11 protein-coding genes are annotated in these 11,618 nt (G+C 72.4%); 3 read left to right on the top strand and 8 right to left on the bottom strand.

Features of this window, described 5'->3' with window-relative positions:
* Positions 1 to 2: 2 nt before the first annotated feature.
* A complete protein-coding gene (locus EPD65_RS11435) occupies positions 3 to 1,178 on the top strand; it encodes an ROK family transcriptional regulator (RefSeq protein WP_131584231.1) in 1,176 nt (391 codons plus the stop codon).
* Between the two features lie 18 nt (positions 1,179 to 1,196).
* Here the strand turns inward: EPD65_RS11435 and EPD65_RS11430 are convergent, their stop codons facing one another.
* The gene (locus EPD65_RS11430; protein WP_243640562.1) at positions 1,197 to 2,801 is read right to left on the bottom strand and encodes a glucose-6-phosphate isomerase; all 1,605 of its coding nucleotides are present in this window, start codon (positions 2,799 to 2,801) and stop codon (positions 1,197 to 1,199) included.
* Between the two features lie 99 nt (positions 2,802 to 2,900).
* Between EPD65_RS11430 and gap the strand changes: the two genes are divergently transcribed.
* Positions 2,901 to 3,902 (top strand): type I glyceraldehyde-3-phosphate dehydrogenase, encoded by a 1,002-nt coding sequence (gene gap, locus EPD65_RS11425; protein WP_131584229.1) that lies wholly within the window; start codon positions 2,901 to 2,903, stop codon positions 3,900 to 3,902.
* Positions 3,903 to 3,909: 7 nt separating this feature from the next.
* On the opposite strand, the gene EPD65_RS11420 is transcribed toward gap, so the two are convergent.
* On the bottom strand, positions 3,910 to 5,412 hold the full coding sequence (locus tag EPD65_RS11420; RefSeq protein WP_131584228.1) for an FAD-binding oxidoreductase: 1,503 nt from the start codon (positions 5,410 to 5,412) through the stop codon (positions 3,910 to 3,912).
* Between the two features lie 113 nt (positions 5,413 to 5,525).
* Positions 5,526 to 5,912, bottom strand: a complete 387-nt coding sequence (locus EPD65_RS11415) for a thiol-disulfide oxidoreductase DCC family protein (RefSeq protein ID WP_131584226.1) — start codon at positions 5,910 to 5,912, stop codon at positions 5,526 to 5,528.
* Positions 5,913 to 5,946: 34 nt separating this feature from the next.
* Between EPD65_RS11415 and EPD65_RS11410 the strand changes: the two genes are divergently transcribed.
* Positions 5,947 to 6,645: an NAD-dependent deacylase gene (locus EPD65_RS11410; RefSeq protein WP_131584224.1), complete on the top strand. Its 699-nt coding sequence runs from the start codon at positions 5,947 to 5,949 to the stop codon at positions 6,643 to 6,645.
* Positions 6,646 to 6,652: 7 nt separating this feature from the next.
* Here EPD65_RS11410 and EPD65_RS11405 read toward each other — a convergent pair whose 3' ends face one another.
* From EPD65_RS11405 to EPD65_RS11385, 5 genes are all read right to left on the bottom strand, one after another.
* The gene (locus EPD65_RS11405; RefSeq protein ID WP_131584222.1) at positions 6,653 to 7,303 is read right to left on the bottom strand and encodes a class F sortase; all 651 of its coding nucleotides are present in this window, start codon (positions 7,301 to 7,303) and stop codon (positions 6,653 to 6,655) included.
* Positions 7,304 to 7,345: 42 nt separating this feature from the next.
* Entirely contained in the window at positions 7,346 to 8,020 is a 675-nt protein-coding gene (locus EPD65_RS11400; protein WP_131584220.1) for a class F sortase, read from the bottom strand.
* A gap of 3 nt (positions 8,021 to 8,023) precedes the next feature.
* The gene (locus EPD65_RS11395; RefSeq protein ID WP_131584218.1) at positions 8,024 to 9,172 is read right to left on the bottom strand and encodes a sortase domain-containing protein; all 1,149 of its coding nucleotides are present in this window, start codon (positions 9,170 to 9,172) and stop codon (positions 8,024 to 8,026) included.
* Positions 9,169 to 10,647 carry an FAD-dependent oxidoreductase gene (locus EPD65_RS11390; RefSeq protein WP_131584216.1) on the bottom strand — a complete coding sequence of 493 codons (1,479 nt, stop codon included), beginning with the start codon at positions 10,645 to 10,647 and terminating at the stop codon, positions 9,169 to 9,171. Before EPD65_RS11390 ends, EPD65_RS11395 begins: the two co-directional genes overlap by 4 nt.
* A 94-nt stretch (positions 10,648 to 10,741) precedes the next feature.
* On the bottom strand, positions 10,742 to 11,618 hold an 877-nt coding region (locus tag EPD65_RS11385), incomplete at its 5' end, for a hypothetical protein (RefSeq protein ID WP_207891519.1).

Here is an 11,618-nt window from a genome sequence, read left to right as displayed (position 1 = left end):
TCATGACTCAGCGTGTGGCGACTCCGACCGCGGGGGCGATCTTCGAGCTCATCCGGCGCGGTGAGGTGACGACGCGGGCCGAGGTTGCCGCGGCCACCGGGCTCTCCCGCACGGCCGTGACCGCGCGCCTCACCGCGCTGCTCGCCTCCGGTCTCGTGGTCGAGGGCTCGGAGGCTCCGTCGACGGGTGGTCGCCCGCCGGTCCAGCTGCAGTTCAACGCCGCAGCCGGCGCCGTGCTGGCCGCAGCCCTCGGTCGCAGCCGCACCCAGATGGCGGTGTGTGACCTCGAGGGGCGCGTGCTCGCCTCCTCGGAGTTCGACCACGAGGACGGCCACGCCCCCGACGAGCTGATGCCGCGCGTGCGGACGGCGCTCGACGCCCTGATGGCGGACGCCGGGATCCCGGCCGACCGCGTGCGCGGTGTGGGCCTCAGCCTGCCCTGCACGATCGACCCCGCGACCGGGATGAGCCTCTCGTCGCCGGTGATGCGCGGCTGGGACGGCGTTCCGCTCGGACGCTGGTTCGAGGACCTCGACTGCGTCGTCCACGTCGAGAACGACGCCAACGCCCTCGCGCTCGCGGAGACGCACGGGCACGCCCTGCGCTGGCCGGATCTGGTCGTCCTCAAGGCCTCCACCGGCCTCGGTGCGGGCGTCCTCATCAACGGCGCACTCGTCCGCGGATTCCGCGGCGCCGCCGGCGAGCTCGGCCACACCAAGGTGGCTGCGGCCGACGGACGGATCTGCCGGTGCGGTGACGTGGGGTGCCTCGACACCGTCGCCGGCGGCTGGGCGATCGTCCAGGACAGTGCCGCCGACGGCGACCCGCCGGCCCACATCCGCGACCTCGTCAGCCGCGCCCTCGACGGTGACGCCGCGGCCCGCCGCCGGATCCGCGAGAGCGGGCGCCGTGTGGGTGAGGTGCTCGCCGGCGTCGTCAACCTGCTCAACCCGGGCGCGCTCGTCATCGGCGGAGACATCGCTGCGGCGTACGACATCTTCGTCGCCGGCCTCCGCGAGACGCTGTACGCCGGCGCCACCGCCGCCGCCTCCAACGCCCTCGAGATCGTGCCCTCGACGCACGGCGCCGACGCGGGGATCGTGGGCTGCGCGCAGGCGGCGGTCAGCGACGTGCTCAGCCCGGCGACCGTCGACGCGATGCTGCGCCGCCAGGCCTGACCTACCGGTCCGGCGGCCTCAGCCGAGCAGGCTCCGCAGCGTCGCCAGGCCGGCGTCCGGGTCGGTCAGGTGCAGCCGCAGGACGGGCCGTCCCTGCGCGGCGAGCACGGCACCGTCGCCGGCGGCCTGGGCGTGGATGTACTGCCCGAACGTGAACGGCCGGTCCGGGATCTCGACGTCGACCGCTGGCGCGGCCGTGATCTGCAGGAAGACACCGACCGGCGCTCCGCCCTTGTGGAACTGCCCGGTCGAGTGCAGGAACCGCGGTCCCCAGCCGAACGTCGTCGGCCGGCCCGTGCGCGCCGCGAGAGAGTCGCGGATCTCGGCGAGCTCGGGGTTGCCGAGGCGGTCGAGGTACGCCATCACGGCCAGGTAGCCGGTCGTCGGGTCGACCTGCGCCAGGAGCGCGGCGACCGCACCGGCGGCGTCGGAGGCGCTGCCGAGCAGCTCCGGGTCGGCGTACACCTCGATCGGGCCGTCGCGGAAAGCCGGCTCGGGGGCCGTGCCCTGGTCCTCCAGCAGCGCGCGCGATGCCTGCTTGGCGATCTCGACGTCCGGCTGGTCGAAGGGGTTGATGCCGATCAGGCGGCCGGCGACGCTCACGGCGTACTCCCACAGGAGGAAGGCCGCGCCGAGCGGTGCCTGGACGGCGGCCGCCAGTCCGGATCGGGTGCTGGCAGGGGTGGAGCCGCCGTTGACGACGACGGCGTCAGCGCTGGTGGCTTCCTCGGTGCTGCTGCGGGGTGCCGGGATGACGATCGGGAGCAGTCCGCGGCCGTCCTTGCCGGTCGACTCGGCGATCAGCTGCTCGGCCCAGTCGCCGAAGCCCGGAGCGTCGGACAGGTCGCCCTCGAGGACCAGCTTGTCGACGCCCTGTGAGGCAGCGACACCGAGCAGGGCGCCCAGCTGGAGGCCGGGGTTGGCCGTGTCGTCGGCGCCGAGTCGGGGGCTGACCGATGCGGCGTCGTCGAGAAGGGTCGCGATGTCGGCCCCGGCCAGGCCGCTCGGCACCAGGCCATACGCGCTGAGCACCGAGAAGCGGCCGCCGACGTCGGGATTGCCGTTGATGACCGTGTAGCCCGCAGCGCGGGCCTCGAGGTCGAGGGCTGTGCCGGGGTCGGTCACGACGACGACGTGGTCGCGCGGGTCGAGGTCGGCGCGACGCATCGCCCGGCGGAACGCCCGGTGCTGGCTGTCGGTCTCCAGCGTGCCGCCGGACTTGCTGGAGACGACCACGATGGTGCGCTCGAGGTCGCTGGCGAGGGCGGCAGCGACCTGGCCGGGGTCGGAGCTGTCGACGACCGTGAGGTCGACGCCGGCAGCCGCGCACACGACCTCGGGTCCGAGCGAGGAGCCGCCCATCCCGCAGAGGACGACGCGATCGAGGCCGCGTCGGGCGAAGTCGGCGCGGAGCTCCTGGATCGTCGCGACGAGCGGGCGGGAGGACTCCGCGAGGTGCACCCACGCGAGTCGCCTGCTGGCCTCGGACTCGGCGGCGGGGCCCCAGACGGTGGCGTCCTGGGCGGCGATCCGGGAGGCGATCCGGTTGCTGACGAGGTCGTCGAGGGCGGGAGCGAGGGACGGACCGGGAGCGGCGATCGTGACTGCCATCACATTCTTCATGTCTCTAGGGTACAGACTTTTGCTTTTAACGTGTATAAAAGTAGATGCGTCGGTGTTGCGCCGATCACACCCACCCGTCACTCCCGAGGAGCACCGCACATGACCGTCCGCGTAGGCATCAACGGATTCGGCCGCATCGGTCGGAACTTCTTCCGCGCCGTCCGCGCCTCCGGCGCCGACATCGAGATCGTCGGCATCAACGACTTGACGGACAACGCCGTCCTCGCGCACCTGCTGCAGTACGACACGATCCTCGGCCGCCTCGACGAGGAGGTCACCGCGACCGCCGACTCGATCCGCATCGGCGACCAGGAGATCCGCTGCTTCGCCGAGCGCGAGCCCGCGGCGCTCAAGTGGGGAGACCTCGACGTCGACGTCGTGATCGAGTCCACCGGCTTCTTCACCGACGCGACGCGGGCGCGCGAGCACATCACCGGCGGCGGCGCGAAGAAGGTCATCATCTCGGCCCCCGCGACCAACGAGGACGCCACCATCGTGATGGGCGTCAACGACCACCTCTACGACCCCGAGCTCCACACCGTGGTCTCCAACGCCTCCTGCACGACCAACTGCCTGGCCCCGATGGCCAAGGCGCTCAACGACGCCCTCGGCATCGAGAGCGGCCTGATGACGACGGTCCACGCCTACACGGCTGACCAGAACCTCCAGGACAACATCCACAAGGACCTGCGCCGCGCCCGCGCCGCCGCCCTCAACCTGGTCCCGACGTCGACCGGCGCCGCCAAGGCGATCGGCCTCGTCCTGCCGGAGCTCAAGGGCAAGCTCGACGGGTTCGCCGTCCGGGTGCCGACCCCCACGGGCTCGCTCACCGACCTGACTTTCATCGCCTCGCGGGAGACCACCGTCGAGGAGGTCAACGCGATCGTCGCGGCGGCCGCCGCCGGGCCGCTTGCCGGCTACCTGAAGTACTCGACGGCGCCGATCGTCTCCTCCGACATCGTCACCGACCCGGCGTCCTGCATCTTCGACGCGCCGCTGACCAAGGTCATCGGCAACCAGGTCAAGGTCGTCGGCTGGTACGACAACGAGTGGGGCTACTCCAACCGCCTCGTCGACCTCGTCACGCTGCTCGGCGCCTGACTCCGACTCACTGCGGCTGCGTGAAGAACTGGTGCGGGTCGTAGCTCGCCCGCACCTGCTGTAGACGCGGCCAGTTGTCACCGAAGTACGCCGTCCCGGCATCGTGCAGCGAAGCGTCGGCGTAGTTGACGTAGGCGTGATCGCCGAGGTGTGGCGTCATGCCAGCACGGAGGCCGTGGACGAAGCGGTCGGCAGTGGCAGCAAGGCTGCTGCCGGACTCGTTGCCGGTCTGGTTGCCGGTCCAGGTGGCGGTGTACTGCAGCGTCGCCCGCGCCTCCCGATGGACGAAGGCGGTCGCGTCCGCGGCGACCTCGGCCACCGCGCCCCCCAGCGCGTCGATGGAGACGCCGCCCTCGTGGATCGTCCGCGGACAGGCTTCGACGAGCTGGACCAGGTCGCTGATCGCCGTGGCGTCCGGCGCGGCGTACGCGGCGTACGCGATGTGCGACGTGGCAGCGAAGGGCTGCGGCGCCGAGCCGCCGCCGGCGTACGCGCGCATCGCCTCGAGGAACCCGCGGTGGTGGTCGTAGCGCCCTGTCGGTCCGGTCCGGAGGATCGGAGCGAGCACGGTGTCGAAGCGCGAGGCATCGCCGACCCAGGTGACGGTCGCGCCGACCGACATGCCGTCGGGGTGGCTCGCGCCGTCGAGCAGCTTGAGGGTCGACCACAGCTCGGGCGGAGCTGCGCCCATCCAGGCGAACCACGCCGGCACCACCTCCTCGGCGCGGGCCGACGGCCAGGTGAGGTAGGTCGTGGTGAGCATCGGTGCCGGCACGGTCGAGAACGTCATGGATGTGGTGACGCCGAGGTGGCCGCCCCCACCACCGCGGAGCGCCCAGAAGAGGTCCGGCTCGTCGTGCTCGTCCGTCGTGAGGATGCGGCCGTCGGGCAGGACGACCTCGGCCGCGGTCAGGTGGTCACAGGTCAGGCCGTACGCACGGGTCACAACACCGACTCCGCCACCGAGCGTCAGGCCACCGAGGCCCACCGTCGGGCAGGAGCCGCCCGGGAGTGCCCGCCCGCGCCCGGCCACGCCGGCGTACACGTCGGCGAGCAGGCGGCCGGGCCCCATCGTGGTGCTGGTGCCCTGCCAGGTGAGCCCGTCGAGGCCACGGCAGTCGAGGACGAGCTTGCCGTCGCCCGCGGACCAGCCGGGGTAGGAGTGCCCGCCCGAGCGGATGGCGACCTCGAGAGCGTTGTCCTGGGCGAACCGGAGCGCTGTCGCCACATCGGCCGCGCTGGCAACCCGGGCGACGGCGAGCGGGCGGGCCTGCCAGCGCGGGTTCTCGACCGCGCGGGCCGCGTCGTACGCCGCGTCGTTCGGCCGGACGAGGGTGCCGTCGAGGTGCCGCCCGAGCTGGGCCCAGGGGACGCGGCCGGCGGACGAGCCGGTCGGGGTCAGTGTCGCCGGCGCCGTCGGTGGCGGGGCGTTGCGGTCCCGCGGACCGCAGGCGCTGAGCGCCGTGGCGGCACCGGCCGCGAGCAGCGCACGACGACTGATTTCGCTCACCGGGCCATTGTGCGAGGGGGTTCCTCGTCTGCTGTGTATCTGAGGCCGGAAACTGGCCTCAGATACACAGCAGAGCAGAGGTCACCCGGAGCGGCGCTCCACGCCGTGTCGGGTCAGTGCCGGTCGATGCGGCACGCGTCGGTGGCGCCGGGCAGGCGGTACCGGTTGCGTGCGACCCAGCCGTAGACGACGGCCGCGACGAGCCGGATCACCGGCAGGGTCATCAGCCACCCCGCCACCCGGTACGGCGCCGCGCAGGTGCGCAGTGCGGCTGCGATCGCCTGTGCTCCGGAGGCCGTCGCACGCCCGGAACCGTCGAGCCACCACGCCGCCGTGGTCACGTCGTGCTCGGTCAGGTGCAGTGCATCGAGATCCTGCGACTGCCACGGCGCAACCGAGCAGCTGGCGTGCCGTTCGAGCCAGTGCGCGCACGTGGTGCAGAAGCCGCAGTCGGCGTCGTACAGGACCGTGCCGGAGAGGCGCGCGAGCGGCGGGATCATGCTGCGAGCCTACGTGCGGCTTAGAGTGCCCGTCATGCGCATCGTGGTCCTGACCGGCGCCGGCGTCTCCGCGGAGAGCGGCGTGCCGACCTTCCGTGACGCCGACGGCCTGTGGGAGGGCCACCGCGTCGAGGACGTCGCCACCCCCGAGGGGTACGACGCCGACCCGGCCCTCGTCCATGCGTTCTACGACGCCCGGCGTGCCGCCCTCCGCGAGGTCGCACCCAACCCGGCGCACCTGGCGCTCGGTCGCCTGGAGTCGGTGCTCGGCGACGACCTGACGATCGTGACGCAGAACGTCGACGACCTGCACGAGCGCGGCGGCGCCCAGCACGTCGTTCACATGCATGGCGAGCTGCTTTCGGCGCTGTGTCGTGCCTGCGGCCACCGGTATCGGTGGAGTGGCGACCTCGGCGACCGGCCCGCCTGTCCGGGCTGTGGGGTGAGCGAGCTCCGACCGGACATCGTCTGGTTCGGCGAGATGCCCTACGAGATGGACCGCATCTCGCAGGCCCTGGCGGCGGCCGACCTCTTCGTCTCCATCGGCACCTCCGGTGCGGTCTACCCGGCGGCAGGCTTCGTCATCGAGGCCCGCGCGCGAGGCATCCGCAGTCTCGAGCTCAACCTCGAGCCGTCCGAGGGCACGCACTGGTTCGACGAGGCACGCCACGGCAAGGCGGGCGACCTCGTGCCGCGCTGGGTGGATCAGGTGCTGGAGTCGATCGGGCACTGACCTGGCGTCAGTGGGGCCCTGTGTCAGTGGGGCCCGCGTCGGCGGGGTCCGGCGTAGCAGCGACCGCGGTGACCACCGCGTTGCCGAGGGGGTCGCCCTTGTGCAGCGGTCCGCCGGTGCTGATCAGGCGCAGCTCCGGCACCCTCGTCTGGGGGAAGACCTTCGCGGCCGGGAACGTGCCCTTGGCGTAGTAGTCGACGCCGGTCACCCGGTACGAGATCTGTTTGCTGTCCTTGCGGTCGACCGTGATGACGTCCCCGTCCTTCAGCTTGTCGATCGACTGCAGGGCGCCGGGCTGCTTCGCCGTACGCGAGATGTAGCCGGTGATGACCGTGATCCCGGCCTGGCCGGGGGTGACCGACGTCGAGTCCCAGCCGGTCTGCCGCAGCGGTGGCAGGGCCAGGGTCCGCCCGTCCGCGGAGGCGCGGAGGTCGACCACCCCGACGGCCATGCCGAGCCGCTGGATGGTGATCCTGGTCGGCATGGACGGTCCGAGGGACTCGGCGACGGGCGACGGGTCAGCGGGCCGGCCGGCAGCGTTGCCGTGGGGCGAGGTGGCACCAGCGCCGAAGGCCATCGTGGCCGCTCCCGCGGCCAGGCAGGCGGCGAATCCGGCGGTGGCGTAGCGACGCCCGCGGCTGATGTGTGATGTGGACATGGGGGCCTCCGAGCAGGCGAGGGACGTCGGGTCGTTGCAGGGTCAGGACGGCGAGAGCCGGACGAGGTGGGCGTAGACGACGACGTTCGAGAGGTAGTGACCGGTGTCGTCGTCGAACGTGCCGCCGCAGGTGATCAGCCGGAGCTCCGGATCCGCGGTGGCCCCGTAGACCCGCTTGGTGGGGAACGCCGACTTGGTGACCAGGTCGACGCGGTCCACTTCGAACGACGCGGTCCGACCGTCCGTGCGGTCGATCGCGACACGGTCGCCCTCGTGGAGGTCGCGGAGGCGGTAGAAGACCGCCGGCCCGGTCTTCGTGTCGACGTGGCCGGCCAGGATCGAGGGCCCGACCTCGCCGGGCACGGGGGAGCGGTCGTACCAGCCGGCGACCTGCGCCTTGGAGTACGGCGGCACCTCGAGCTCGCGCGTGGCCGTGAGCCCGAGGTTCATGAGGCGGGTGTCCACGTCGATGCTCGGGATGCGCAGCCGCTCCGGCCGCTCGCCGGAGACGAGCTGCACGGTCGCGGTGGGGTGGCTGGTTGGTGCGATGGCACGGGGTGAGCCGCCGCGCTGGTGATCGGTCCCGCTGGCCAGCCAGGCGCCACCCGCGACCAGCCCGATGAGTCCCCACATCATGATCGCGAGGACGCCGAGACCGATGGCTCCCGACGGATGGGGCGGTGGGGTGTCCGTGCGGACCGGCTGGTTCGTGGTCATCGCTCAGCCCTCCGTCGGGCTCTTCCGCAGCGACACGGCGTGGGCGAAGACGATGGTGTTGCGACCCGATGCCGCGTCGTAGCCGACGAGGCGGAGCAGTGGCCGGGGGGAGGCGCCGTACACCTTCTGGGTGGGGAACGACGCAGCGTCGACGGTGTCCACGCTGTCCACGACGAACGTCACCGTGCTGTGGTCCTTGCGGGCAACCTGGAGGCGCTGTCCCCGGTGGGCGTCGCGGAGTCCCTTGAAGACCGCGTCGCTCGAGCCGATCACGACCGCGGGTCCGCGCTGGCCGGGAGCGGCGCCCTGTCCGTACCACGCTGCGTGCTGCTCGTCGGGCGTCACCAGGACCCCGTCCGGCTTCATGAGGGTCATGGTCAGCGTGGTCGCCAGATCAGCGCCGTGGAAGACGATCGACGACGGGAGGACACGGCGCGAGGTGTCCCAGTCGGTGCTCGTGGCGCCGGACCGATCGTTCTTGTCCGCCCGATCCATGGCTGCGCCGCTCTTCGTCATCAGGGCGTCCGCGGACATGGGGCCGGCGTGGTGGTTGTCGAGGAGCGGCGCCAGGAGCACCACGGCCCCGACGATGCCGAAGAAGAGCGCCAGCGTGGCCAGACGTCCGTTGCCGGGCTGCGGCTTCAGCCCCATCAGGCTGAAGCCACGGGCACGCGAGTGCTGCGGTCCGGTCTGCTCGACGCTGTCAGCCACCGGCAGCGGGTCGTCCGACGTGGATCCTCGTACGCCGCGGAGTCGCTGCCCCTCGTGCCGCGACCGGGGGAGGAGCACCGGCAGCACCATCGCGCGCACCGCCAGGGCGGCGAGCCAGAGTGCCGTGAAGAAGGCGAGGTGCGTGCCCAGCGGCGCGGCCCGGTCGAGGAGGTGGAGCACCAGCCAGGACCCGAAGGCCTCCGGGATCCACGACAGGAGCGTGAACGGCCGGGGCCAGTCGCGGTCCCACCGCCGGTCCTGGATCGCCTGGTACGCCGCGTCCCAGCCGAGGCCGACGACGGTGATCGCCACCAGGCCGACGAGCGCGTCGGCCGGGGTGAGCTTGTCGAGCATCGCCGCGGAGAACGCGGTCACGGGCAGGCCGGGGACGACCGCAAGCGCGATCCGCGTCTGCAGTCGCCCGGCGAGGGTGGGGGTCACAGCGACTTCCCTCCGATCCAGTGGAGCCAGCTGCGGGCCGAGCGCAGCGGTGTGAGCGGTGCGCCGAAGCCGGCTGCCGCCAGCGTGTCGGCGATGGCGAGGGCTGCCTGCTGCAGCCCGAGGAAGGAGTCGACCGGGCCGTAGTGGCCACCGCGCGCGGTCCGCCCGGTCGCGAACAACAGACCGTCGCCGCTGTCGCCTCCGTCGACGGTCCAGTCCGTGCCCGTACGCAGCCCGCCCAGGCGGTTGGTCGAGACCGGGCTGAAGGCGAGGAGGTCGGCCACGAGAGGGTGCTCGCCGGCATCGGATTCCAGGCCCGAGGCGTCGAACACGTGGTCCGCCGTGACGGTCATCCGCTCGCCGTTCTGCAGGAGGACGACGGTGTCGATCTGACCGTTTCGCTCGGCGAACGTGTCGACCTCGCCGACCACGGCGTCGTACCAGCCGGCCTCGCGGGCCTGGGCAAGGACGTCGTCGACCGCCTTGCGACGCGGGGTGCTCGGCGCGCCGAGCCGTTCGATCGCCTCGAGGCGGTCGTCCTCGTCCACACCCCGGAGCTCCTCGCGGAGCGTCCCGGTGTACGCCGAGCGCGGGAACTCGAGGCGCTGGTGGCGGAAGCCGAGGCCCTCGTCCCTGCCGCTCGAGCCGTCCGGCCAGCTCCGGAGAACGTGCCAGATGTGCAGGTCGCGCCCGTGACGCGCACGAGCGGCGGCGAGCTGCTCGAGGAGGTGTACGGCCGCCGGTCCCGCGCCGCGTACGACGACCTGGCCGCCACGGTTCGCGAGGCGGCTCAGCGTGGCCGCGTTGTCGTCGTACGGGCTGGTGAGCAGGGTGCTCGTCGGGAACGCCTCGCGGAAGGCGGCGACGTCTGCGGGCTGGCGCGCACCGGTTGCGCCGAGCGCGAGGTGGGCGTGGTCGCTCTGGATCGCGACCAGCTTCCCCTTCTCCCGGCAGATCACGAAGTAGCCGCCGTCGACGCGCTTGAAGAGGTGGTCGGCCGGCGTGCCGCTGGTCATGCGGTGCCAGCCGATCCGGCGCGCTTCCTTGTCGAGGCCGTCGCGGACCGCGGCGACGGTCGGGCTGTACGCCTCGCCGCCCACGCCGTCGAGCAGGTCACGCAGAAGCGGCCGGGGACTCCGCGTACGGCGGGCCTCCTGGCTGGCGTAGCCGGGGAAGCCCCAGAGGTTGTCGATGCGGGCCGAGGACTCGCTGCGGAGGCGGCTGTCTCCGGTGAGTCCCAGGGCGGTGCATCGCTGGAAGAAGGTGGTGCCGGGGGAGTGGTGGGCTCCGATCACGGCGATGTCCTCGGCTGGCACGCCCGCGATCCGGAGACGGTTCACGAGTGCGAACGACCCGAGGCCACCGCCGATGGTGGCGAAGCCGACCTTGGTCACCGGGATCCGCGACGCCTCGAGCTGGTCGTCGCTGACGAGCCGCTCGGTCGCGCTCGTGGCCTGGTCAGGGGTGATCGTCATCAGGGCCTCTCAAGGGGCTGGGAGGTGGCTCATGGGTGGTGCTGACGGGGTGCGACTCGTGGGCCGCACCCCGTCAGCGAGGTGCTCGTGCTTGTCAGCGCGAGCGGGAGGTGCGCACGCGCTGGGCCGAAACGGCACCCGCGCCTGCGAGGAGGAGCAGCCAGGCGTACACGTCGTGGTCGCCGTCCTGCTCGTGGTTGCCGATCCGCACGTCGGCCATGCCGCCGCCACCGGTACCGACGCCGCCGAGCGGCATCGGGTACGCACCGGCAGCCGGGTCGATGACCTGCTGCAGACCCGTCGGCGCCGGAACGCCTCCGAGGATGACGCTGGCCACGCCCGCCTTGGCGCCGCCCGTGGACGGCATCGAGGTGTGCCCGCCAACCGCAACTGCCGGAGCCTGAGCCGCCGGAGCCTGGGCGACCGGAGCTGCGACGCCCTTGACCGCGACGCCCGACAGGTAGACCGGACGGCTGGCGGTGGTGCGAGCCCCGTCCGCGGTCGTCGCCGACACCGAGACGGGCGTCGACTGGGCGCCCTCCTCCGGAACGATCCGCCCCGTGCAGGTGGCGGTCTCCCCGGGAGCAAGCTCGGTGTCCGAGCAGGTCACGGAGCCGTTGTCGGTCTGGCCGCTGACGTCGGTCACGTCCTGCTGGCTCGTGTTGGTGACAGTGAACGCCACCCGAGCCGGCCGGTGTGCCTCGGCCTTTGCCGAACCGGGCGCGTCAGCGGACTTGCCGTTGACGGTCGGTTCGCTGATCGCCAGCGGCTGCTCCGTGCCGTCGGTCGAGCCCGGCGTGGTGCTGCTGCCGCCATCGGTGGGCGTGGAGCTGCCGTCCGTCGTTCCCGGGGTGGTGCTGCCGGGAGTGGTGGAGCCGCCGTCGGTGGTGCCAGGCGTGACCGGGTAGGTCGTGCCGTTGACGGTGACGGTTCCGTCGGTGACGGGGTAGTCGACGCCGTTGATGGTCACC

The organism is Nocardioides jejuensis (assembly GCF_004337475.1).
Lineage (GTDB): Bacteria > Actinomycetota > Actinomycetes > Propionibacteriales > Nocardioidaceae > Nocardioides > Nocardioides jejuensis.
Note: the sequence above shows the minus strand (reverse complement) of the source record. Positions and strands in the feature narration are given on the sequence as shown.